The sequence below is a fragment of the Colwellia sp. SU-HH01172 genome, assembly GCF_057553355.1.
In genome coordinates this window covers 1,097,750-1,121,663 of sequence record NZ_BAAJMB010000001.1, presented here as the reverse complement: position 1 = coordinate 1,121,663, position 23,914 = coordinate 1,097,750, and the positions used below count along the sequence as shown (strand labels likewise).

The 23,914-nt window shown below is 40.0% G+C and carries 28 protein-coding genes; 17 read left to right on the top strand and 11 right to left on the bottom strand.

Annotated elements, in window-relative coordinates:
- Positions 1-29: 29 nt before the first annotated feature.
- From lptB to AC27JP_RS04925, 6 genes are read right to left on the bottom strand one after another with little or no spacing between them, the layout of a single operon-like run.
- Positions 30-761: an LPS export ABC transporter ATP-binding protein gene (gene lptB / locus AC27JP_RS04950; RefSeq protein WP_487112621.1), complete on the bottom strand. Its 732-nt coding sequence runs from the start codon at positions 759-761 to the stop codon at positions 30-32.
- The gene (lptA, locus tag AC27JP_RS04945; RefSeq protein ID WP_487112619.1) at positions 762-1,307 is read right to left on the bottom strand and encodes a lipopolysaccharide transport periplasmic protein LptA; all 546 of its coding nucleotides are present in this window, start codon (positions 1,305-1,307) and stop codon (positions 762-764) included.
- Positions 1,273-1,839, bottom strand: a complete 567-nt coding sequence (gene lptC, locus AC27JP_RS04940) for an LPS export ABC transporter periplasmic protein LptC (RefSeq protein WP_487112617.1) — start codon at positions 1,837-1,839, stop codon at positions 1,273-1,275. Before lptC ends, lptA begins: the two co-directional genes overlap by 35 nt.
- A complete protein-coding gene (gene kdsC / locus AC27JP_RS04935; RefSeq protein ID WP_487113467.1) occupies positions 1,836-2,387 on the bottom strand; it encodes a 3-deoxy-manno-octulosonate-8-phosphatase KdsC in 552 nt (183 codons plus the stop codon). The genes lptC and kdsC overlap by 4 nt, the downstream gene beginning before the upstream one ends.
- Entirely contained in the window at positions 2,384-3,355 is a 972-nt protein-coding gene (locus tag AC27JP_RS04930) for a KpsF/GutQ family sugar-phosphate isomerase (RefSeq protein WP_487113465.1), read from the bottom strand. Before AC27JP_RS04930 ends, kdsC begins: the two co-directional genes overlap by 4 nt.
- Before the next feature lie 10 nt (positions 3,356-3,365).
- The gene (locus AC27JP_RS04925; protein ID WP_487112615.1) at positions 3,366-4,346 is read right to left on the bottom strand and encodes a calcium/sodium antiporter; all 981 of its coding nucleotides are present in this window, start codon (positions 4,344-4,346) and stop codon (positions 3,366-3,368) included.
- A gap of 370 nt (positions 4,347-4,716) precedes the next feature.
- Here AC27JP_RS04925 and mlaF point away from each other — a divergent pair, with 370 nt between their 5' ends.
- The 7 genes from mlaF (at position 4,717) to murA (ending at position 9,408) form a co-directional block, all read left to right on the top strand.
- On the top strand, positions 4,717-5,523 hold the full coding sequence (mlaF, locus tag AC27JP_RS04920; protein ID WP_487112613.1) for a phospholipid ABC transporter ATP-binding protein MlaF: 807 nt from the start codon (positions 4,717-4,719) through the stop codon (positions 5,521-5,523).
- Positions 5,523-6,299 carry a lipid asymmetry maintenance ABC transporter permease subunit MlaE gene (gene mlaE, locus AC27JP_RS04915; RefSeq protein WP_487112611.1) on the top strand — a complete coding sequence of 259 codons (777 nt, stop codon included), beginning with the start codon at positions 5,523-5,525 and terminating at the stop codon, positions 6,297-6,299. The genes mlaF and mlaE overlap by 1 nt, the downstream gene beginning before the upstream one ends.
- Before the next feature lie 46 nt (positions 6,300-6,345).
- Positions 6,346-6,816 carry an outer membrane lipid asymmetry maintenance protein MlaD gene (gene mlaD / locus AC27JP_RS04910; protein WP_487112609.1) on the top strand — a complete coding sequence of 157 codons (471 nt, stop codon included), beginning with the start codon at positions 6,346-6,348 and terminating at the stop codon, positions 6,814-6,816.
- A 2-nt stretch (positions 6,817-6,818) separates the two neighbouring features.
- Positions 6,819-7,460 (top strand): MlaC/ttg2D family ABC transporter substrate-binding protein, encoded by a 642-nt coding sequence (locus tag AC27JP_RS04905; RefSeq protein ID WP_487112607.1) that lies wholly within the window; start codon positions 6,819-6,821, stop codon positions 7,458-7,460.
- 67 nt (positions 7,461-7,527) lie between these two features.
- Positions 7,528-7,836, top strand: coding sequence for an STAS domain-containing protein (locus AC27JP_RS04900; protein WP_487112605.1), 309 nt, complete (start codon positions 7,528-7,530; stop codon positions 7,834-7,836).
- Between the two features lie 24 nt (positions 7,837-7,860).
- A complete protein-coding gene (locus AC27JP_RS04895; protein ID WP_487112603.1) occupies positions 7,861-8,118 on the top strand; it encodes a BolA family protein in 258 nt (85 codons plus the stop codon).
- 27 nt (positions 8,119-8,145) lie between these two features.
- Entirely contained in the window at positions 8,146-9,408 is a 1,263-nt protein-coding gene (gene murA / locus AC27JP_RS04890) for a UDP-N-acetylglucosamine 1-carboxyvinyltransferase (RefSeq protein ID WP_487112601.1), read from the top strand.
- Between the two features lie 93 nt (positions 9,409-9,501).
- Here murA and AC27JP_RS04885 read toward each other — a convergent pair whose 3' ends face one another.
- The 3 genes from AC27JP_RS04885 to AC27JP_RS04875 form a co-directional block, all read right to left on the bottom strand.
- Positions 9,502-10,512 carry a trypsin-like peptidase domain-containing protein gene (locus AC27JP_RS04885; protein WP_487112599.1) on the bottom strand — a complete coding sequence of 337 codons (1,011 nt, stop codon included), beginning with the start codon at positions 10,510-10,512 and terminating at the stop codon, positions 9,502-9,504.
- Positions 10,513-10,771: 259 nt separating this feature from the next.
- Complete coding sequence (locus tag AC27JP_RS04880; protein ID WP_487112597.1) at positions 10,772-12,127, bottom strand: Do family serine endopeptidase; 1,356 nt, start codon at positions 12,125-12,127, stop codon at positions 10,772-10,774.
- Between the two features lie 66 nt (positions 12,128-12,193).
- The gene (locus AC27JP_RS04875) at positions 12,194-12,658 is read right to left on the bottom strand and encodes a Z-ring associated ZapG family protein (RefSeq protein WP_487112595.1); all 465 of its coding nucleotides are present in this window, start codon (positions 12,656-12,658) and stop codon (positions 12,194-12,196) included.
- A gap of 175 nt (positions 12,659-12,833) precedes the next feature.
- Between AC27JP_RS04875 and zapE the strand changes: the two genes are divergently transcribed.
- From zapE to AC27JP_RS04830, 9 genes are all read left to right on the top strand, one after another.
- Entirely contained in the window at positions 12,834-13,949 is a 1,116-nt protein-coding gene (gene zapE / locus AC27JP_RS04870) for a cell division protein ZapE (RefSeq protein ID WP_487112593.1), read from the top strand.
- A gap of 44 nt (positions 13,950-13,993) precedes the next feature.
- The gene (locus tag AC27JP_RS04865) at positions 13,994-14,962 is read left to right on the top strand and encodes a hypothetical protein (RefSeq protein ID WP_487112591.1); all 969 of its coding nucleotides are present in this window, start codon (positions 13,994-13,996) and stop codon (positions 14,960-14,962) included.
- A 233-nt stretch (positions 14,963-15,195) separates the two neighbouring features.
- Positions 15,196-15,624, top strand: a complete 429-nt coding sequence (gene rplM / locus AC27JP_RS04860) for a 50S ribosomal protein L13 (protein ID WP_487112589.1) — start codon at positions 15,196-15,198, stop codon at positions 15,622-15,624.
- Positions 15,625-15,627: 3 nt separating this feature from the next.
- Entirely contained in the window at positions 15,628-16,020 is a 393-nt protein-coding gene (gene rpsI / locus AC27JP_RS04855) for a 30S ribosomal protein S9 (protein WP_487112587.1), read from the top strand.
- A 444-nt stretch (positions 16,021-16,464) separates the two neighbouring features.
- Positions 16,465-17,055 (top strand): ubiquinol-cytochrome c reductase iron-sulfur subunit, encoded by a 591-nt coding sequence (gene petA / locus AC27JP_RS04850; RefSeq protein ID WP_487112585.1) that lies wholly within the window; start codon positions 16,465-16,467, stop codon positions 17,053-17,055.
- Positions 17,055-18,320 (top strand): cytochrome b, encoded by a 1,266-nt coding sequence (locus tag AC27JP_RS04845; RefSeq protein WP_487112583.1) that lies wholly within the window; start codon positions 17,055-17,057, stop codon positions 18,318-18,320. The genes petA and AC27JP_RS04845 overlap by 1 nt, the downstream gene beginning before the upstream one ends.
- The gene (locus AC27JP_RS04840; RefSeq protein WP_487112582.1) at positions 18,320-19,018 is read left to right on the top strand and encodes a cytochrome c1; all 699 of its coding nucleotides are present in this window, start codon (positions 18,320-18,322) and stop codon (positions 19,016-19,018) included. Before AC27JP_RS04845 ends, AC27JP_RS04840 begins: the two co-directional genes overlap by 1 nt.
- A 96-nt stretch (positions 19,019-19,114) precedes the next feature.
- On the top strand, positions 19,115-19,756 hold the full coding sequence (gene sspA, locus AC27JP_RS04835) for a stringent starvation protein SspA (protein ID WP_487112580.1): 642 nt from the start codon (positions 19,115-19,117) through the stop codon (positions 19,754-19,756).
- An 11-nt stretch (positions 19,757-19,767) separates the two neighbouring features.
- Positions 19,768-20,232, top strand: coding sequence for a ClpXP protease specificity-enhancing factor (locus AC27JP_RS04830; RefSeq protein ID WP_487112578.1), 465 nt, complete (start codon positions 19,768-19,770; stop codon positions 20,230-20,232).
- Between the two features lie 187 nt (positions 20,233-20,419).
- Here AC27JP_RS04830 and hemL read toward each other — a convergent pair whose 3' ends face one another.
- Together hemL and AC27JP_RS04820 are read right to left on the bottom strand one after the other, a co-directional pair.
- Positions 20,420-21,700 (bottom strand): glutamate-1-semialdehyde 2,1-aminomutase, encoded by a 1,281-nt coding sequence (hemL, locus tag AC27JP_RS04825; protein WP_487113463.1) that lies wholly within the window; start codon positions 21,698-21,700, stop codon positions 20,420-20,422.
- Between the two features lie 52 nt (positions 21,701-21,752).
- The gene (locus tag AC27JP_RS04820) at positions 21,753-22,760 is read right to left on the bottom strand and encodes an aspartate carbamoyltransferase (protein ID WP_487113461.1); all 1,008 of its coding nucleotides are present in this window, start codon (positions 22,758-22,760) and stop codon (positions 21,753-21,755) included.
- A gap of 254 nt (positions 22,761-23,014) precedes the next feature.
- Between AC27JP_RS04820 and AC27JP_RS04815 the strand changes: the two genes are divergently transcribed.
- Entirely contained in the window at positions 23,015-23,890 is an 876-nt protein-coding gene (locus AC27JP_RS04815) for a hypothetical protein (RefSeq protein WP_487112576.1), read from the top strand.
- Positions 23,891-23,914 lie beyond the last annotated feature (24 nt).

The window sequence follows — 23,914 nt, the reverse complement described above, 5'->3', positions numbered from 1 at the left end:
ATTATTTTGCTTTTAACGTATGCCAATAACTATAGCGTGAATTGTTCGCCAAGGTATACATCTCTTACATGCTGGTTTGCGAGAATTTGATCCGCATCACCTTCTGCAATAAGTTCGCCGTGACTAACAATATATGCGTGTTCACAAACATCGAGCGTTTCACGGACATTGTGATCGGTAATTAAAATGCCAATGCCACGTTCTTTTAAGTGTAGGATAATTTTTTTTATATCACCTACTGAAATTGGATCAACACCGGCAAAAGGTTCGTCAAGTAAGATAAATTTTGGATCGGCGGCTAATGCCCGGGCAATTTCAACGCGCCGACGTTCACCACCAGATAAGCTCATGCCTAAGTTATCTTTAATATGGCCGATATTGAATTCTTCCAATAAATGCTCAAGCTTTTCTTCTTTTTCAACATCAGATAATGACTTACGAGTTTGCAAAATAGCCATGATATTGTCATAAACTGATAACTTGCGAAATATTGACGCTTCTTGTGGTAAGTAGCCAATGCCTTTGCGTGCACGTTCGTGCATCGGCAATAGCGTTAAATCTTCATCATTTAATACGATAGTGCCATTATCGTTATTAACTAGGCCAACTATCATATAGAAAGAGGTGGTTTTTCCGGCGCCATTTGGCCCTAATAAACCGACGATTTGTCCAGCAGAAACTTTTAAACTGACGTTTTTAACAACTTTTCGGCCTTTGTATGATTTTGCTAAACCTGTTGCAGATAATGTAGAGTTGGCCATTTAGTTCTGCTGTTCCTTTAATTTTTTTGGTACTTCAGCTTTACTTTTAGGTTGCAAAACAGTCTCAACTTTAGCATTTTCTAAACTTTCAGCGTTGACATATTCAGTTTCAAAATTATAGGTAATTTTACTGCCGCTAACCTCGCTGCCTTCTTGGCGTAGTAACGCATTACCTGAAATCACTACAATATTTTTTGCGGGTTCATAGCGTATTTCATTGGCTTGTAAATTAATTGGGCTACCGTCTTCTAACGTTTGCTCGAATGTTGCAGGTGAACCTTTGGCTATGTATATCTTATCTTCGCTTTCATCTTGGGCAATAACTTGTACTAATTCAGCATTAATGGTCAGTGTGCCTTGGGAAATTATGACATTATCGATATAGCTGAAAATCTTGTTTTTCAGATCAGCCGCTTGTCGTGAAGAAGAAATTTTAATTTCTTGGTCAACATCAAATTTTTCCGCGTTAACACTTGATATTAATAAGCTGAAAGCTGTAGCAAGTGCTAACTTAGTTGTTAGTTTTTTTATAAATGGTTTGTACATGTTCGGTCAATGTCATCTGTGTTGTGTTTAAGTCTACAATTAATCCTGAGCCATACATAGTAAATCCTTTACCTAATATTAGAATAGTTTGCTCTGAGCTAATTATATTGCTTTTCAAATCCATTTCTAAGTTCTTTCCATGTACTTCTTGTATTAAACTTTCTTTGTCAGTCGCGATTAAGCGGACGCGATTTTCCAGTTTTACACGGTTGTTATTATATAATGTGCCCTCGTTAGCGGTTACTTGCCAAGTGGGTTTGTTATTTTTCGGGTACAAGGTATAACGTGGATACTCAAAACGTGTGACCTCTAATTGAGCATAATGTTCCATACGTTGTGCCTGAACTTCATAAGATAAAACGCCGGATGCCTGATAAATATCGCTATTAAGATTTTCCGCAATGAATTCTGGCTCATTGCCATTGTCTAGTACATTGGTGTCGACATCTTTTTCACTATACCACTCGATCAAACCATAAGTTGTTATAGCAAATAAAAAAAAGGCTATTGTCGCACCATATATTCGATTCATATACTGGCGCCTGTTGCATCAGCTAAGGTATTTTGGCTTTGCATCATTAAATCACAGGCTTCACGTACTGCACCGAAACCACCACGGGTATAGGTAATATAGTCGCAAATGTTTAAAATGGCGGGGTGAGCATCATGTACCGCAATACTTAAACCAACATAGTTGAGGCAGGCAAAGTCTGGCATGTCATCACCAATATAGGCGACTTGCTCTGGTGATAGATTTAGTGACTCAACCATAGCTTTTAATGCTGGCAGTTTATCTTCTTGTCCTTGCACTATATGTTTAACATTGAGCGCTGTCATACGGGTTTGGACGATATTAGATTTTCGGCCGGTGATAACAGCAACATCGACGCCGCTCGCACCTAAAGCTTTTATGCCATAGCCATCTTTGGTATGAAAGGCTTTTAATTCTTCGCCATCGTTGCCAAGGTAAATACGTCCGTCGGAAAAAACCCCGTCAATATCACAGATAAAGAGTTTAATATTTTTGGCTTTTTGCCAAATATTGTCTGCAACTTCGCCATATAAGCTGTTCAAAGTTATAGTACTCCTGATTTGAGTAAATCATGCATATTCATTGCGCCGATCGGATGGTTGTCTTTGTCGACTATGATTAGGCCGTTGATCTTTTTGTCTTCCATAATCTTTAACGCTTCTGCTGCTAACATTTCTTGCTCAGCTACATAAGGTTTTTCTGTCATGACACTGGTGATAGTATCTTGATGAATATCGATTTTTGCATCTAAAATTCGGCGTAAATCACCGTCGGTAAATAAGCCAATAAGGTTATTTTCATTGTCGATGACTGCCGTCATACCTAAACCTTTTAATGACATTTCAACCAGTGCATCTTTAATTTTAGCATCAGCGTTAACCACAGGTAGGCGCTCATCTTTATGCATAATATCGCCTAACCGCAATAATAGTCGTTTGCCTAAACTACCACCAGGATGTGATAAAGCAAAATCATCGGCAGTAAAACCGCGCGCGTTTAATAAGGCTACCGCGACGGCATCTCCCATGACTAATGTTGCTGTAGTACTTGATGTTGGTGCTAATCCCAATGGGCAGGCTTCTTGTGATACTTTGACACAAATATGCCGGTCGGCAAGCTTGGCTAAGGTAGAGTCTGCATTCCCTGTCATGGCGATAAGTTTCGCGCCAATACGTTTAATAACTGGGATTATGGCTAATACTTCGCCGGTTTCACCTGAGTTAGAAATGGTCATGACCACGTCATCTAAGGTGATCATCCCTAAATCCCCATGGCTTGCTTCGCCGGGATGAACAAAAAATGATGGTGTACCTGTACTGGCTAAAGTGGCCGCAATTTTGCCGCCAATGTGTCCGGATTTTCCCATACCAATAACAATAACTCTGCCGGTACAGTTAAACATTAACTGACACGCTTCGGCGAAATCATCATCAATGAACGTTGATAGCTCGGCGATAGCTTGTTGTTCTATTTCAATGACGTTTCTGGCTAATTGCTTAAAATTTTTCATCGCTATATACCGCTAGTTATGCTTTTAGTTGGCTGAAAAGTAAGATTTGATAGCCTATAAATACCGTTAATAATAATAACCCTTTTGCACGAGTGATGCGAAATTTACCATTGCGACTAAAGCATAAAATAAATAACAAAAAGGTGGTGGCTAACATATAAGGAGCATCGCGTGAGGCGGCTGCTTGATCAATATTGCCTGGAGAAATTAAACCCGCTAGAGATAATACCGCGAGGATATTAAAAATATTTGAGCCAATGATATTACCTAAGGCTAAGTCATCTTCTTTTTTGATAATACTCATAATACTGGCGGCAAGCTCTGGCAGGCTAGTGCCTACGGCAATAACGGTTAAACCGATAACTAAATCACTAATACCAAAAGCTTTGGCTATAAATATTGAAGAGTCGACTAAAAAGTTTGCACTAAGTGGCAATAAAATCATGCCGAATATTAACCAGAAAAATGATCTAGGTTTACTTACCGCTTCGGGGACTTCTTGCTCAGCTTCAAGTACCATTTTGTCGTCGATAGGATTTTGTTTAGCACGCTTTAGTGTCACCATCAGCAAAATAGCAAGGTATGAGACAAAACCTATGATTAATATTAAGCCCTCAAAAAAGCTAAAGTTACTGTTTGCTAGCATATAGGTCGCGATAGCGGTGATTAGCAATATCAGTGGAATTTCACGTTTGATGGTTGATGAAGAAACTGATAATGGATGAAATAATGCCGTCAGGCCAAGGACTAAAGCAATATTGGTAATGTTCGAGCCGATGGCATTACCGACCGCGGTATCTGGATTACCTTGTAAAGAAGCCGTGGCGGCGATCATCATTTCCGGAGCCGATGAACCCATGGCGACGATAGTTAAACCAATGATCATTGGAGATATGCCAAAATTACGTGCTAATGATGACGCACCAAATACAAATTTGTCTGCACTCCACACTAAAGTGATTAGCGAGAGTAATAAGATCAAAATTTGGATGAACATTCAAAGCTCCTGTTGGCTAAGGTAAATTTACTATCTTGTGCGAATAATGAAATAAAGAGGAATTATAAACCAATCTTGGAATTTGATGGCACCCGTTTAATACTCATAACTGCTGATTTTGCCAACAATTTTGTCGGGCAAAGACCATTATAAACTTTTTCTAATATTTTTGGCAGACACATTCGCTACTAAATCAATAAAATAACTAAACCATGAAAATAGTAACAAGCAAAGGCGATCTTACACTTTATTACATTTACATACTCTTTTAGTACTAAATAGTTGTTAAATTGTAATGACTGATATGTTGCGCTAGGGTAGAATTCTTCGGCATAAGACAATAATAAACAATGATGTTAGCACTCGATATATGTCCGAAATTTTAGTCGATATTAAAGATATGACCTTTAAGCGTGATGAACGTGTTATTTATGATGGCATCAGTTTGTCGATCCCTAAAGGCAAAGTCACCGCGATCATGGGCCCTAGTGGTATAGGTAAAACCACTTTATTACGCCTTATTGGTGGTCAAATCAAACCTGAATCCGGGCAAATTCTATTCGACGGCCATAATATTCCAAAATTATCACGCAATGCTTTATACGAAGTACGCAAGCGTATGAGTATGTTGTTTCAAAGTGGTGCGCTGTTCACTGATATGAGTGTTTACGACAATATCGCTTTTCCTATGCGAGAGCATACTGAGTTGTCTGAAGATTTGATTGAAAAGATGGTTTTAATGAAGCTAGAAGCTGTTGGTCTGCGAGGTGCGAGAGACCTTCGTCCTAGTGAGCTTTCTGGTGGTATGGCACGCCGTGCGGCACTGGCCCGAGCAATTGCTTTAGATCCTGAGTTAATCCTTTATGATGAGCCTTTTGCTGGACAAGATCCAATTTCAATGGGGGTTATTGTGCGCTTGATTCGTGAACTCGGTCAGGCGTTAGGTTTAACTTCAGTGGTTGTCTCTCATGATGTGCCTGAAGTGATGAGCATTGCTGATTATATTTACATTATTGCCGAACAAAAAATCATTGGTCAGGGCACGCCAGAAGAAATTCACCAACAAACATCGCCGTTGGTGCAACAGTTTGTTCAAGGAGAGGCTGATGGCCCAGTGCCATTCCATTTCCCTGCCGCATCATATAGTGAAGAACTGATTGGCCGAGGTGGCAAGTAGTGAATCAATTACAAACTTTAGGTCGAGTGATTATAAATCAGGTTTCTGGCTTAGGTCGTGCGCTGTTGATGTTAACATCATCATTAATGCATATGCCTAGCCCGAGAAAAGGCTTTCCACTGTTACTTAATCAACTTTATTCTGTTGGCGTTTTATCGTTAGTTATTATTTTGGTTTCTGGGCTGTTTATCGGCATGGTGCTGGCATTGCAAGGTTATACTATCTTGGTCGGTTATGGTGCTGAAGCAAGTTTAGGACCTATGGTTGCCTTGTCTTTATTGCGGGAATTAGGTCCGGTAGTTGCGGCGTTATTATTTGCTGGGCGCGCCGGGTCGGCATTGACCGCAGAGATAGGCCTGATGAAAGCGACAGAGCAATTGTCTAGCCTTGAAATGATGGCAGTTGACCCATTACGTCGTGTTGTCGCGCCGCGTTTTTGGGCCGGTTTTATCAGTTTACCATTGCTCGCGGCAATATTTTCTGCGGTAGGCATACTTGGCGCTCACCTTGTTGGCGTTGATTGGTTAGGTGTTGATAGCGGTACTTTTTGGTCGGTTATGCAGGCACAAGTGTCATTTGAGAAAGATATCCTCAATGGCATTATTAAAAGTTTAGTGTTCGCATTCGTGGTGACTTGGATCGCAGTTTACAAAGGTTATGCCTGTGAGCCTACGTCGGAAGGCATTAGTCGAGCAACAACATCAACCGTAGTGCAATCGTCATTATTGGTCTTGGGTTTAGATTTTGTTTTAACCGCGTTAATGTTCGCAAATTAATTAGTGCTGTTATTTAGTTAAATATTTATTGAATTTGGTGGAAGACATGGTGTCGAAAAAAGTAGAATTATTGGTCGGTTTATTTGCAGCAATCGGCATTGCCGCATTGTTAATGTTAGCGTTGAAAGTGGCTGATAGCGGCATATCAGGTAATGGAACAACTTATCAGTTATATGCCAAATTTGATAATATTGGTGGTCTTAAAGTACGTTCGCCGATTAAGGTCGGCGGAGTTGTCGTTGGTCGTGTTAGCGATATTTCGTTAGATGCGGAAGATTATACGCCAGTTGTCACTTTAGATATTTATACCGAGTACAATAATTTTTCAGAAGCAACATCGGTATCTATATTGACGGCAGGTTTATTAGGTGAGCAATATGTTGGATTATTGCCAGGTTTTATTGATGAGTCAGTAGATACCTTACAACCGGGGGATTTTATTGAAGACTCTAAGCCAGCACTAGTTTTAGAAGAGCTAATCGGTCAGTTTTTGTTTAGTCAAGGAAGTGGTGATTAATCATGAATATCAAGATGATGAAGAAATTCTTTTTTTGCTTAGTCGTATTTTGTCTACCAGCCGTGACAATGGCGGTAGAAAAAGTTGATAAAAAAGACCCTTATCAAATGATTAAAACGGTGGCAGATATTACCTTTCAGCGCTTTGCTAATGAGCAAAGTGCAATTCGTAAAGAACCTAATTTATTAAAAACTATTGTTCGTGAAGAGCTTATGCCTTACGTAAATTACCAGTACGCCGCCTATAAGGTTATTGGTAGTAACTTTAAGAAAACTAATAAAGCAGATCGCGCCAGGTTTGTACCAGCATTTCGGGATTACTTAATTACCTCGTATGCTCAGGTTTTTACTCTATATAACAATCAAAAAGTTGAATTTGCGCCAGCAAAAGACTTTTCAAAAGATCGAGTTGTTTCCGTAGAAACTAGTGTTATCGAGCCGGGTCGAGATCCAATTAATATTTCCTTTCGAGTACGTAAGCACAAGAAAACTGGCGAATGGAAGGCTTATGATATGGTGGCCGAGGGCATCAGCCTACTTGATAGTAAGCAAGCGGAATTGAGCAGCTTAATTCGTCAAAAAGGCTTACCGCATGTAACCGCTATGCTGAAAGAGAAAAGTGTAAAAGATATCGTATTTAAGTAATATTGCTTAAAATTTATTATTAGAGTAAAGATAAAATAGCGTATGATGACGTTATCAGTGGGTTAATATGATAGATGTGCAACAATCAAAGCACAATGCGATTATCAGTGGCGAGTTAACGCGCGCTACAATAACGCGAGCATTTGATAAAAAGTATCGTAAATTAGTTGATGACACACAAGTCACCATTGATTTGGCTAAGGTCAGCAAAATAGACACCGCAGGCTTAGCATGGATATTAATGTTGGTTGAGTTAGCGACACGTAATGCTTGTCAGCTGGCTTTGATTAACTTACCGGAAGATTTGTTGAAATTGGCAAAGTTAAGTGCTGTTGACACGTTATTACCTATCGATAGCGCATTAAAAAATACTTAGCTAGAACGCTATTTGGAGCAATAAGTGGAAATAAAAGATATAGAAAAACTCATTACCGATGCGGTTGAGTTAGATGAAATACATGTGGCTTTTGACGGTTCACAATGCAAAGTGATTGCGGTCGCTGATTTTTTAGGTGAGTTGAGTCGAGTTAAAAAACAACAAACTATTTATGCGCCGTTAGCGCAGGTGATTAATGAAGGTACCATTCATGCGGTATCAATTAAAACTTTCACTACTGCTGATTGGCAACGTGAAAAAATGTTTAACCTACCCCTTTAATTAACACAGACAGAAAAGAATATACTATTGGACGCATTTAAAATTATTGGTGGACAACCACTACAAGGCGAAGTTACGATATCAGGCGCAAAAAATGCTGCTTTACCTATTTTGATGGCTGCATTACTTTCCGAAACACCGATCACCTTTTCCAATGTCCCTAAGCTAAATGATATTGAAACGACCATCAAATTGCTGACGCAGTTTGGTGCTAAAACCCAATGGCTAAATGATGATAGTTTGACCATAGATGCGAGCAATATTGATCATTGTCGAGCTTCTTATGAATTAGTTAAAACCATGCGGGCATCTATTTTGGTGCTAGGTCCATTGTTGGCGCGTTTTGGTCATGCTGAAGTGTCTTTGCCTGGCGGTTGTGCCATTGGTGCTCGTCCGGTTAATCTGCACATCCATGGTTTAAAGTTGATGGGAGCAGATATAGAAGTCGAGAACGGCTACATTATTGCTCGCAATACTGGCCGTCTACAAGGTGCAGCTATCTTTATGGACACCGTTAGTGTTACTGGTACTGAAAACCTAATGATGGCAGCAGCACTTGCTGATGGCACGACGATTATTGAAAATGCCGCACGTGAGCCTGAAATTGTCGACTTGGCCAATTGCTTAAACGCGATGGGCGCGAAAGTTTCTGGTGCTGGTAGTGATACTTTGACCATTGAAGGTGTTGAAAAGCTCTGTGGCGCACAATATTCTGTGATGCCGGATCGCATTGAAACAGGGACATTTTTAGTTGCCGCAGCAGTAACCCAAGGTAAGGTAAAGTGTTTAAATACCGATCCTAAAGCATTAGAAGCCGTATTAAGCAAGTTACAGGAAGCAGGCGCTACTATTGCTACCGGTGATGATTGGATTGAACTAGAAATGCTGTCTAAGCCGAAAGCCGTTAATATTCGCACGGCTCCTCACCCCGCATTTCCAACCGATATGCAGGCTCAGTTTGTCGCCTTAAATGCTATTGCTGATGGCACAGCAACCACGACAGAAACTATTTTTGAAAATCGTTTTATGCATGTGCCTGAGCTGCAACGTATGGGCGCTAATATTAGCCTTGAAGGTAATACGGCAATTAGTACCGGTGTTGAGCAATTGAATGGGGCGCAGGTGATGGCAACTGATTTACGTGCTTCTGCCAGTTTAGTTATTGCCGGATTAGTGGCGAGTACAGAAACACAAGTTGATAGAATTTACCATATCGATCGCGGTTACCAAAAAATTGAAGATAAGTTACAAGCACTAGGTGCAAATATTATTCGGGTTAAATCGAGTTAATAGTTAGTCGTTTTATCTTATGTTAATCAGAAAAAATCCCAGCTAAGGCTGGGATTTTTATTTGTTTAACTTTTACGCTTAAGAAGCGCTAACTTAGCGCTTCTTAAGCACTTCATCGATGGTTACGGGTAAGGTTAGCTGCTTGTTATCACGAGATAGCATAAAGTCTAAGGTTTTTCCTGGCGCTGTTTCTGCAATGACATCTAAGCCATGCTTAGCACTTCGTAATTGAATATCATTAATTTGATAAACTACATCGCCAGCTTGTAAGCCGGCCAGCATCGCAGGGCTTCCTGATGTGACCGCATCAATAATAAAACCTTTAAAGTTAGAAACATTATCTCTCGCATCAACACCTAACCAGCCTCGCACTACTCGGCCATGCTCAATAATTTTTAACATGATCTTATGAGCCAATTTATATGGCACGGCAAAGAAGATACCTTGAATATTCAAGTTTGGATTGGCTTGAGTAAATTTGCGAGAATTAATGCCAATGAGCTCGCCATTAGTATTGATTAAGGCACCACCTGAATTGCCTTGATTAATCGCCGCGTCCATTTGTAAAAATTGCAAATAACTGGTGCTGAGACCACTTTGTCCTGTTGCACTGACGATACCTTGTGTAACGGTTTGGCCTAAGTTAAGTGGGTTGCCAATTGCTAAGACAACATCACCTACTTGCGATTCCAGGGCAGTATTTTGTGGAATAACCGATAGGTTATTGGCTTGAACTTTTAATACCGCCAGATCGGTTATTTCATCATAACCAATAAGCTCTGCATGTAATTCTTGGCCTCGTTGCAGAACCACGACGATTAAATCGGCACTTTGTACTACATGATAATTGGTTAATATATAGCCCTGTTCATGCATGATCACGCCGCTACCGAGTCGTGTAGTTCGACGAGGTTGCCGTCCATAATTGCTGCCAGTTTCAATGTCTTCTGAATAAATATTGACTACGGCAGGCCCAGCTAATCGCACAGCTTTTGCATAAGAAAGTGGTTTTGTTTGTGGCTCTGATTTATTAAAAATTTGCCAAGGAGATAGGCTATTATCACGTAGTTCAGGCACTAGTAATAACAAAACTATCGCAAACATTACGCCATAACCAGCAGAACGGATAAAGAATTTTAAGGCAGCTAAAATTTTCAACAGAGGTATTTTTATTAGTTTGATTTCTCGTAGCCTAACATAATCCTTTTGTGGTGAGAAAGTTTTGTCTGCGCTATAAAGGTAAAGTTATGCAAATTATTCTATGTAAAGCCCGATAAATAGCGGGAAATAAAAAAGCCTATCAAATTGATAGGCTTTTTAAGTTAATCTATCCGTTTAACTACTATGGCTAGAAAAGAGTATTTTAACGAATCATTAAGAATAATGATGAGTTGTTTCGAACAACATTGAGGGCAAACACACCTTTATGATCATTAAGGTAGCTGCGTAATTCCGCAATGTTATTAATGCGTTGACGGTTGATACCGTTAATGACATCACCTTTGCGTAATCCAGCGGCCATTGCAGGGCTATTCTCCGCAATATCAACCACTAAAATTCCATTGCCGTTATTGTTATTTTCAAGCTCGGCGCCATCTAGCATACGGTGTAAGCTGGCAGCTTCAACATTGGCGGATTCAGACTTCTTCAGCGTTACATCATATTCTTTTTCTTTACCGTCTTTTCTGATCACAGTTATTTGAACGGTTTTACCGGCACCGATAGAGCCTATTTTTCCTCTAAGCTCATTAAAGGTTTTGATCATTTTGCCATTAACTTTGGTAATAACATCGCCAGCACGAATTCCAGCTTCGTCAGCTGCCGAATCTGGTGTTACTTGCTCAACAAAGCCACCTTGGTTGATATCAAGCTCCATCGCCTTAGCTATTTCACTAGTAACACTTCGACCGGCAACACCTAGTACACCACGGCGAACTTCACCAAATTCAATAATTTGGTTAACTAAGTTTTGTACCATATTACTTGGAATGGCAAAACCAATACCAACATTACCGCCGTTAGGACCAAGTATTGCGGTGTTTATGCCGATAAGTTCACCGCGTAAGTTGATAAGGGCACCGCCTGAGTTACCACTATTAATCGCTGCATCTGTTTGAATAAAGTCTTCATAGTTTTCGACATTTAAGCCACTGCGACCGAGTGCACTGACAATACCTGAGGTTACTGTTTGACCTAAACCAAATGGACTACCTATGGCAACAGCAAAGTCACCGACTCGTAAGTGATCAGAATCGGCTATTTTTACTTCAACTAAGTTGTCAGCTTCTATCTGCAATAAAGCAATATCGCTGGCTTCATCACCACCTATTTTCTTTGCTTCTAGCTGGCGGCCGTCTTTTAAGGTAATTTGAATTTCATCAGCATCATTTACTACATGACTATTAGTTACGATATAGCCATCATCTGCATCAATGATAACGCCTGAGCCTAAGCCTCTAAATTGTCTCTCTTGTTGTTGTCCTTGACGGGGATTACCAAAAAAGAATTTAAAGGCATCGGGAACTCTTTGCTCCACTTCATGGGTACCACGTACTGAGATTAGCACCACACCCGGAGTTACATTTTCAAGCATAGGTGCAAGACTTGGCATATTTTGGCCATTAACCGATTGCGGTAATGCCGCTTGTACTGGAAGGCTTGCCATGGCAATAGCACTGGAAAGTAAAACGCTATTAACTAAAACTGATAAATTTCTCATATAACAGAAAACTCCTAACTAAAATATTTATACTCAATTGAAGACATATAATAAAAAAATTAGTTCCTAACTATTTGTTTCGGTATTTGTAACACTTTGTTTCTTATCGTCAAACAAACCACTTGGCGCGCCTGAATAATCTAACGGTGGCTCTGAAACCGTTTCGTCATTTTTACGGCTTTCCTTGTTATGGCGTAAGCTCACTGTTTGGGCTAACTGCTCTTGTGTCTCTTTTGAAAAAAACGGCATGTTTTCAACATTGGTCGGTGTTGCTTGTTGCAACAATTGTGTGCTCTGCGCCATTTGCACCATTGCTGTTTGGCAGGTGCTATTCATTTGTTCAAGTAATTTAGCCGAGCTATCAAGATGTTCGGCAACATCGAGTTTATATTGCGCTAAATCAGCTTCGCTTTGGCTGGCTTTTTCAGCCAGTTTTTTAGTTTCTTGAGAGGATGCAAACAGTGTTTTATTTGCAATAAAACCGACAATTGCGCCAACGATGAAAAGGGTGAGTCCTAAAACAACATTCATATTAGTGTACCTTCATTGTATTCATGGAAAAAATTAGAGAAAATAACCTTCAACTCAATATACCGTGCTTCGTGCTAGTTACCTAATGAATATATTTGCGAAAATATATTTTTCAAGCGCCTTTTGAGTTATCGCCTAGAGAAAATTATAAAATTACTAACTAAACGGTTGTTAAATGATTAAATTATCCCCTATTGAAAAGTATACTCAAGATTTGACTCAAGATGATTTTCTCTTCGATGCTGCGCAAGAAAATGCGGTAAAACACTTACAACGACTTTATGAAGATTTATCAAATAAGCCGTTACCGGTCACTGGTTTTAAAAAAGTGCTCAATCGCTGGAAGCGTGTTGTCGCGAAATCTGAACATAAAGCAATTACCGGGCTATATTTTTGGGGTGGCGTTGGTCGAGGCAAAACCTATCTTGTTGATACATTCTATGATTGTTTGCCGTTTGAAAATAAAATGCGCGTGCATTTTCATCGCTTTATGCATCGAGTGCATGAGGAATTAAAAACCTTACACGGGCAGGCGGATCCATTAAAAATTATTGCTAAACGTTTTGCCGATGAAACCTGTATCATCTGCTTTGATGAGTTTTTTGTTTCTGATATCACAGATGCCATGATTTTAGGCACTTTATTCGAAGAATTGTTCGCCCATAATGTCACCCTAGTGGCAACATCGAATATTGTGCCAAATGATTTGTATCGAAATGGCCTACAGCGAGAACGTTTCTTGCCAGCGATTAAATTAATTAACCAACACTGCGACATTGTTAATGTTGATAGCGGTGTTGATTATCGCTTAAGAACACTGGAACAGGCAGAGATTTTTCATTTTCCACTCGATCAACAAGCAGATGAAAATTTAAGCCATTATTTTAAGCAATTGTCGGTCGAGGAAGGCACAATTGCTAAGGTGATTGAAATCAATAATCGACCATTAGCAACGGTGCAAGAATCTGATGGTGTGGTTCACTTCGAGTTTGCAACTTTGTGTGAGTCGGCGCGAAGCCAAGGCGACTATATGGAGCTTAGCCGACTTTATCATACCGTGTTAATGGCAAATGTGACCCAAATGGGCGCTGAAAATGATGATAGCACTCGTCGCTTTATTGCCCTTGTTGATGAGTTTTATGAGCGTAATGTTAAATTGATCATGTCGGCAGAGGTTGCGCTAGAAAATCTTTATACTGATGGCCGATTAAGTTTTGAATTTAAACGTTGCTTAAGTCGCTTGCAAGAAATGCAGTCGCATGATTATCTTGCAAGTGAGCATTTGCCTTAATTAAATCAGGCGTTATTAAGAGTTATTTGAAATGGAATTTATCTATGAATAAAAGCAAAAGTACGAGTGTTTTTTTAGCCACGTTGACGACCTTAATATCGTTGAATGTGTATGCTAATGTCAATCCATTTCCTCAAGCGACAGCTTTGGCCACTAAGTATCTGCCATCTGCTGTTATTAAGATGTGGGAAACAGAGCATTTAACCTGGCGAGCACAATTACTTTATGCCGCTTGTACTGACGATTTTCAGCCAATTAACCAAGAAATGCAGGCAAGTTTTTCACTGGTACATGACTATATTCTTGATCAAGCTATTTTAAATGGCGAGATAGTTGATGACGCCGTTAAATTGGCACTGCAAGATGCTGCTAAATTACAGTATAAAATTTATAGTTCAGCCTATCGTTACGGTTATATTCATCGAGTGAAAATCTTACAAAAGTTTCACCCTGATATTAACTCAGCTTTGTGTGATGATGCTAAGGACATGGCGCAGCAATTCCCGGCAGATGTGCAGCCTATTTTACCTTGGCAACATACCGGAAGCCTTAAAGGCGTTAAATGGCGCGACAACATATTTGCCATGAGAATTATTAATAAGCGTTTTTTTCCCGCTTATTTAGCGCGTCAGCAGCAATTTGCTCATGTTATTGATGCGCAAATATATGCGGTGATGAATAATGACGATAAATCTTATCGCACATTTTCAGAACTCAGTAAAAGTAGTGCTTTTCAAAAATTTTTAACGCGTGAAATGTCTCAGGCATATCAGCTGGACAGAAGCAAAGAACTGCCAAGTTCTCCCTGGATATCTATTTATACTTACAATGCTGAAAAATGGGCTAGGCAAGCTTATATGCAAAGCACCATTTCCGTATTGAAACGTGTCGAAGAAAAAGATCCAAAAATTTATCAAAATATTAAACGCCATATGAAGAGTTATATCGAATTGCAACTCAATGGCCTTGAAGCCGATAAAGCACGATTAAAACAAGGCCTTGAAGAAATATAACGCGACGAACTAAAAATTTTCGATATTGTTCGAAAAAGATTAAAAAATAGGCGTGATCTTTAAAGAATTGTTCTGTATAATCCGCGCTCCCTACGTTACAAATGCTTATTCTTTTTCCAGAGGATCTGCAAGGGACTCGATGCTCGAAGGGGCAATTGCGTAGTCTTTTAACGGATAGCTTAAGAAATTCTTAGGTTATTATTTAAGTAACATTTATATAATTGGGTTTTTTAATGAAAACTTTTGTAGCTAAACCAGAAAGCGTACAACGCGAATGGTTCTTAGTGGACGCCGAAGATAAAACTTTAGGTCGTATCGCTACTGAAATTGCAAGCCGTTTACGTGGTAAGCATAAGCCAGAATACACACCTCACGTAGATACTGGCGATTACATCGTTGTTATCAATGCTGAGAAAGTTCGAGTAACTGGTAACAAAGCGAAAGGTAAAATTTACTATTCGCATACAGAATTTGTTGGTGGTCTTAAGCAAATTAGCTTTGAAAAGCTAATTGAAAAAGCACCAGAACGTGCAATTGAATTTGCAGTTAAGGGTATGTTACCTAAAGGTCCTTTAGGTCGTGAAATGTTCCGTAAGCTTAAAGTTTACGCGGGTACTGAACATAAACATACTGCACAACAACCACAACTTTTGGAGCTTTAAGCAATGGCTGATAATCAATATTACGGTACTGGTCGTCGCAAGAGCTCAACTGCTCGTGTGTTCATGAAAGCTGGTAACGGTGCAATCACAATTAACAAACGTGACATTTCTGTGTACTTCGGTCGTGAAACTGCTCGTATGGTTGTTCGTCAACCATTAGAGTTAGTTGAAATGTTAGAAAAGTTTGACTTTAACATCACTGTTACTGGTGGTGGTATTTCTGGTCAAGCTGGTGCAATTCGTCACGGTATTACTCGTGCATTAATGGAGTTCGATGAAACTTTACGTAGTTCTCTACGTCAAGCAGGTTTCGTTACTCGTGATGCTCGTAAAGTTGAGCGTAAGAAAGTGGGCTTACATAAAGCACGTAAGAAACCACAATTCTCAAAACGTTAATTTTTACGTTTACGATTTCAAAAACCGGCTTTTGCCGGTTTTTTTATCTCAAAAATTTGATTAACGTCATAAGTTACAGACAAAAATGCCGCTAAAATTCATTTTGGCAAATATCAAATTACGCTCGTTAATATTTTCACATCACATTCCCTAAGTAGTAATTAGCCCTAAAGATTTTGCCCATATAGATTTACAACACACAAGCTGAGAAAAGCCATAAATGCGAATAGTTTTTATTTACTGTGTTAGATGATTACGAATTGACTTTTATTTGCATAAACGCGTGCTGAAAAGGGGAATTGCCTTGTAAAAAACAAGGGTTTTCTTTATCATCAGAGCAATTTTTTTGTCGTTGATTTAGTCGATCAGCAATCAGCACAATAGCTAAGTAGTTTTCTTGGTTGTGTGTTGTTGTTTTAGCTAGATAATAATTGGAGAGTTTGAATGAGCAATGCGCCCGTTAACAACGGCCGTCGACGCTTTTTAACTGCGGCTACTTCGGTAGTTGGTGGTGTTGGTGTTGTCGGTGTGGCTGTGCCTTTCATTGGATCTTGGAACCCTAGCGCTCGAGCGAAAGCTGCAGGTGCACCGGTTGAGGTCAATGTGAGTAAATTAGAGCCTGGTCAATTAATTCGTGCTGAATGGCGCGGTAAGCCAGTTTATGTTGTACGTAGAACGGAAGAAATTCTTTCGACATTAAGTGCACATGACGGGCAATTAAAAGATCCACAATCAGAAATGCCACAACAACCGGTTTATGCGACGAACGAATACCGTTCAATTAAACCTGAGTTTTTGGTTGCACTTGGTGTATGTACTCACTTAGGTTGTGCACCTACTCACCACAAAGGTGATTTCGAACAACATGTTGATGGTGTTAAAGACGGTTTTTTCTGTCCTTGTCATGGTTCTAAGTTTGATATGGCGGGTCGTGTATTCCAAAGTGTACCGGCGCCAACTAACTTGATGGTTCCTGAGCATTCATTCCCGACAGAAGACACCTTATTAATTGGTGTGGCGCAAGGAGAAGCATAATGTTTTCTAACTTAATGGCTTGGATTGAACAGCGTCTACCTTTAATGGATGCAATGAACAAACATGCAGTGCAATACCCTGCACCAAAGAACTTCAACTTTTGGTACGTATTCGGTATTTTAGCCAGTGTTGTTTTAGTCAACCAATTGTTAACGGGTGTTTGGTTAACGATGAATTACGAACCATCAGGTGATGGTGCATTCGCTTCTGTAGAATATATCATGCGTGATGTCGACTACGGTTGGTTGTTACGTTATATGCATTCTACCGGAGCATCAGCATTTTTTGTTGTTGTTTATATGCATATGTTCCGTGGCATGATGTACGGCTCTTACCAAAAACCGCGTGAGTTATTGTGGTTATTCGGTATGTTAATTTTCTTAGTGCTAATGGCAGAAGCCTTTATGGGTTACTTATTACCTTGGGGTAATATGTCGTATTGGGGTGCACAAGTTATTATCTCGATTTTTGGTGCTATTCCAGTAATTGGTGATGACTTAACGCTTTGGATACGTGGTGATTATGTTATTTCCGGCGCAACACTAAACCGTTTCTTTGCCTTACACGTTATTGCTTTACCATTAGTGTTAGTAGTATTAGTTTTCTTACACATTTTAGCGTTACATGAAGTAGGTTCAAATAACCCTGACGGCACTAATATTAAGAAGCCTAAAGGCAGTGTTCCTCCTGAAGAGCAAAGTAAATTTACTTTCCATGAGCAGTACACTAAGAAATACGATATTGTTGATGCGATCCCGTTCCATCCTTATTACACCGTAAAAGACTTGGTTGCTGTGGTTATTTTCTTGATTGTCTTTTGTTGGGTGATGTTCTTTGCTCCTGAAGGTGGCGGTTACTTTATTGAGGCGCCAAACTTTGAACCAGCAAATGGTTTGAAAACACCTGAGCATATTGCACCAGTTTGGTACTTCGGTCCTTTCTATACTATTTTGCGTATTATTCCTGACAAGCTGTTAGGTGCGGTTGGCATGTTTGGTGCTATCGTAGCGTTATTTATGCTGCCTTGGTTCGACCGTGGCACGGTTAAGTCATTGCGCTACCGTTGTACAGCTCATACGGTTAACCTTGTTCAATTTGCAATTTGTTTCATTATTTTGGGGGTATTAGGTACATTACCTGCAACACCATTAAATAATATGATTGGTACGATTGCGAGCTTCGGCTATTTTGGCTTCTTCGTTGCGCTGTGGTTATACAGTAAAAACGAGAAGACTAAACCAGTTCCAGAGAGGGTGACCGGATAATGAAAAAGTTTATTATTGCAGTGCTTACTGCACTGCCTATGTTAGCAATTGCTGCTGGCCCAAGCTTAGATTTAGATAAAGCAAATAATGACTTGTCAGATAAAGCGTCTCTTAAACGTGGCTTTGAGTCATACATTAATTACTGTTTAGCTTGTCATCAATTAAAGTATCAACGTTACAATCGTACGTTTGCTGACCTTGGTATTTCTGATGAAGACGGTAAAGCTAATTATATGTACACTGGTGAAAAAGTTGGTGATCATATTACGAATACCATGCCACCAAAAGAAGCGGCTAAGTGGTTTGGTAGTACACCACCAGATTTAACTCTTGAAGCGCGCTTTAGAAGCCCTGATTGGATTTACACTTATTTGCGTTCTTTCTATGTTGATGAAAAACGTCCGTTTGGTGTAAACAACAAGGTTTTCAAAGATGTTGGTATGCCACATGTATTGCAAAACCTTCAAGGTCTTCGCACTATGGATGAGCATGGTAACCTTTCTGAAGCTACCGGTGGTTCAATGACAGCAGAAGAGTACGACGCTTTTGCTCGTGATTTAACCAACTTCTTGGAATATACTGGTGAGCCAAACAAACTTGAGCGTGAAAGCATGGGTTATTGGGTTATTGGTTTCCTATTTATCCTATTATTCTTCTCATACTTACTGAAGAAAGAATACTGGAGAGATGTACACTAATTACAAATGTTCTGTAAAACGGTGTAAACTTTAGATATTACTGGGGGCTTTAGCCCCCTTTGTTAGTTTTTTTAATAAGAATTTTTTGGAGGCATTATGGCCATAGCCGCAAACAAACGCTCTGTTATGACTTTATATTCGCATGCAGATGATATGTATAGTCATCAAACCCGCATTGTGTTGGCAGAGAAGGGTGTTGGAGTTGACATCCATTTAGTTGACTTAGCCAATTTGCCAGAGGATTTACTTGACTTAAATCCTTACGGAACCGTTCCGACCTTAATCGATCGTGAATTAGCGCTTTATGAAGCGTCTATTATTATTGAATACTTGGACGAGCGTTTTCCTCATCCGCCATTGATGCCGGTTTACCCTGTTTCTCGTGGTCGTAGTCGTTTAATGATGCACCGTGTTGAGCAAGACTGGTACAGCTTAGCTAAAACTATTTACAATGGTCCAGCTGACGCAGCTGCTAAAGCTCGTCAAGAGCTGAAAGAAAGCTTGTTAAGCGTTGCCCCTATTTTAAATGAAGCGCCTTACTTTATGAGTGAAGAGTTTAGTTTGGTTGACTGCTATTTAGCTCCGCTATTATGGCGTTTACCAGTGATGGGTATTGAGCTTGAAGGACAAGGTTCAAAAGAGCTTAAATCATACATGTTGAAAGTATTTGAACGTGAGTCGTTTCAAGCATCACTAACTGAAGCTGAGCGTGAATTACGCTTTGGCTCGCCGGTTTAAAGACACCAGTCATGACCATCGAAATGACATCAAACAAGCCTTATATTGTTAAGGCTTTTTATGACTGGATTTCTGACAATGATTTAACACCTTACATCGTCGTTGATGCCAACGTTTATGGTGTTATGGTGCCTATGGCATACGTTAATGACGGTCAAATCGTGCTTAATGTTTCTGGCTCGGCTGTCGGCAGTATTGCCTTAGGTGATAGCAGTATTGAACTGAGTGCCCGTTTCGGCGGTAAGCTCGAGCATATCAGCGTACCTTATGGTGCGATTGCTGCCATTTACGCAAAAGAAAATGGTGCCGGTACTTCGCTAGAAATTGAACATCCTGAGCCCGAGGCGTTTGAGCAAGATCTAGATAAAGTTGATGCGCCGAGTATATCTGCGGTAAAAAGCACTGATACGGTTAAGCGTGACGAAAAAAATGAAAAACCTGTAACCAAGAAACCAAGTTTAACTGTGGTGAAATAGTCATCATAGCGGGCGATATTTAGGTTAGGTTATTATTAAAAAAGGTAAGCATAGTGCTTACCTTTTTTATTGCCAATGTTTTTGTTTTAACGCACTGCGCAAATGACCAAATAACAGCGCCACGGGTTGAAATAAATACGTGGCGATCGTTAGCAATATTTGCAGATGAAAAGCAGTTATTTACACTTTAAAGTTGCGCGAAACAGCGATCTGCTGCCGCTAATGTAAACTCTAATTCCGCTTCACCATGAGCTGTTGATAGAAAGCTTGCCTCAAATGCAGAAGGAGCAAGGTAAACACCTTCGTCCAGCATTAAGTGGAAAAAGCGTTTAAACTTCTCACCGTCGCATGCGGTCGCTTGAGCGTAGCTAGTAATTTTTTCTTCTTCGGTAAAGAAAAAGCCAAACATGGCGCCGACATAATTAATTGATAACGATACTCCGTTACGCTCTGCAGCGGCCTTAAAGCCCATCGCTAGCTTTTCAGTGGCATTACTTAATTGTTGATGTTTATCACCTTGGCAAAGCTCATTTAGTGATGCTAAACCCGCTGCCATGGCAATAGGGTTGCCAGATAAGGTACCTGCTTGATAAACCGGACCGACAGGAGCAATGTAATCCATAATTTCTTTTTTGCCACCAAAGGCGCCAACAGGCATACCACCACCAATAACTTTCCCTAATGTGGTTAAGTCAGGCACGATATTGTAATGAGCTTGCGCGCCACCTAACGCAACCCGAAAACCTGTCATGACTTCATCAAAAATTAACACACTTTTGTATTGATCACATACTGCCCGTAAACCTTCCAAAAAGCCTTCAACAGGTGGGATACAATTCATGTTGCCAGCAACCGGCTCAACAATAATACAGGCTATTTCATCGCCGAGTTCAGCAAAAATTTCTTCTACTTCTTGTAGATTATTGTAGCTAACCGTTAAAGTATGCTTAGCGAAGTCGTCTGGAATGCCCGGTGAACTTGGTACACCCATGGTTAACATGCCTGAGCCCGCTTTTACTAGCAAGGAGTCTGCATGACCATGATAGCAACCTTCAAATTTCAAAATTTTATCACGACCAGTAAAACCGCGAGCAAGGCGAATTGCACTCATGGTTGCTTCGGTACCAGAGCTGACCATACGTAATTTTTCCATAGAAGGCACAATTTCACGCACCTTTTCTGCCATGGTAATTTCTAATTCTGTTGGCGCACCAAAACTTAAACCATTTTGTGCCGTTTCAATAACGGCTTGTAAAATGGCGGGATGATTGTGACCTAAGATCATTGGACCCCATGAACCGACATAGTCGACATACTTATTATCTTCAGCATCGAAAATATAGGCGCCTTGTGCCTTTTTGATAAATAATGGTGTGCCACCTACGCCATTAAAAGCGCGAACCGGTGAATTTACCCCACCTGGAATAATGTTTTGTGCTTCGTCAAATAATTGCTGTGAATCTTTCATCATAATATCTTACTCGTTGTTTGTGTAAGCCACTGTTTGTGGACCATTACTCTCAATACTTATTGGTGTACCATGTGACGGGTTTTTCGAAATGGCCGAGCCTATTTTCTACCCCTAAACTTAAGGCAAATAATGCCATACGCACTAATACTCCGTTTTGTGCTTGGCGGAATATGGCTAAATTATCTAAGTCATTCAAATCTGTATCTAGCTCGTTGGCTTCAGCACGAGAATCGCGTGGTAATGGATGCATTATTACCGTATGTTCTTGGCAAAACTTGCGATATATTTCACGATTTAGACTGAAATGTCCACGGTATAAATCTGCCTCACCTTTGCTGGCGAATCGTTCTTGCTGAATGCGGGTTTGATAAACTACGTCGCAGGCTAAGTTACCTTCAATCTTATCCGTTAATATAACTTTGTGACCGGCATTGGTTAACGTTGCAATGACACTGTCAGGCATTTGCAGTGCTTGAGGCGCAATCATAGTTACTGTGATCTTGTTATATAAACTTAGCAGTTTCGATAAAGAATGTACGGTACGGCCATGTTTCAGGTCACCCATCAACGCAATATTTAAGCCGTCTAAGCCCATGTCATAGCGAGCCATTTCTGATTGGATGGTGAATAAGTCAAGTAGTGCTTGAGTCGGGTGCTCGTTTGCACCATCACCACCATTAATGACCGGCACACTGCTACCTTTGGAAAACTCTTCGACAGAATGCATCGTTGGGTGGCGCATGGCAATAACGTCAGAATAGCCACTGATCACGCGCGCGGTGTCAAATAAAGACTCGCCCTTTGACAGTGATGAGTTTTCTTGGCCAACCGTTTCACGAACGAAGCCGCCAAGCAAATTAAAAGCGGTGCCGAAGCTAACACGAGTACGGGTGCTAGGTTCAAAAAATAAATTACTGAGTATGGCGCCATCAAGTACGTGGCAGCGTTTCTTTCGCATGGCGTAAGGTGCCATCAATGTCGAAATTTCTAAGATACGAGAAATACTCTCTCTATCGAATTGAGAGACAGACAGGATATGACTTCCTTCAAATTTCATCATAGGTTTTACCTAATAATAAGTAGAAACCAAAACCGGTATATAGCATCTTTAAACCGCGTTGATTTCTGCATTTAATGGGCTGCTATTTTATAAAGTAGCAACGGAAAATTTGCAGCGAAATATAGCACAAAACTTGATTGCTGAGAATGCATTATCTTGATTTGGATTAATATAAACTGTTGGGGTTTGCCGTTAGTACAAAGTTTTTTAAACTGCGTTATAATTAAAGTTATAAAGGGAATGAGGTCATCATGGATATGAGAAGTTTATTTAAGCCTTTCTTCATTATTACACTAATCTTTTATAGCGCCATTAGCTACTCAGTTGAAACTGTGCGCTACAATATTTCGGAAATTCACCCTGATGCCAAGCAAAGCTATTATATTGATTTGCTTTCGTTGATATTGGAAACCTCGCGCGATAAATATGGTGACTTTCAACTGATACCGGTAACGCTGGAAATGTCGCAGGGTCGCACTTCCATTATGGTGCAGCAAGGCGAAAAAATTGATGTGACCTGGCGCATGACCTCTAAGACATTAGAAACAAGTCTTCAAGCTATCTACATTCCAGTGCTAAAAGGTTTGATGGGGGTTCGCATTGCCATTATTCGACGAGATGATCGCAACACCTTTTCTCCTAACCTGTCACTTACACAACTAAAACAATTATCGGCTGGACAAGGTTATGACTGGCCAGATAGCGAGATTTTACGCGACAATGGCTTTGATGTGATTGAAGGCAGTGCTTTTTCATTGTTAAAAATGTTAGAAAAATATCGCTTTGATTATTTCCCCAGAGCCTTGCATGAACCGTGGTTAGAAATTGCCAATAAAAATCAGTTTATTGTCGAAGAGCATTTTTTATTAAAATACCCCGCGCCGATGTATTTTTTTACTAACAAAAAAAATACCCACCTAGCAAACAGGCTGGAGTATGGCTTTAATAAATTAGTCGACTCAGGTGCCTTTGATGCGTTTTTTTATAACCACCCGGTAACGCAAAACATTTTAGTGAAAGCAAACTTACCGCAGCGAAAAGTGTTCGCCTTGGAAAACCCATTATTGTCAGAAAAAAGCCGTAAAATTCTTAACAATAAATCACTGTGGTTAGAATATTTTCATTAAAGTTTGTTGACCTTTGGCTTTATA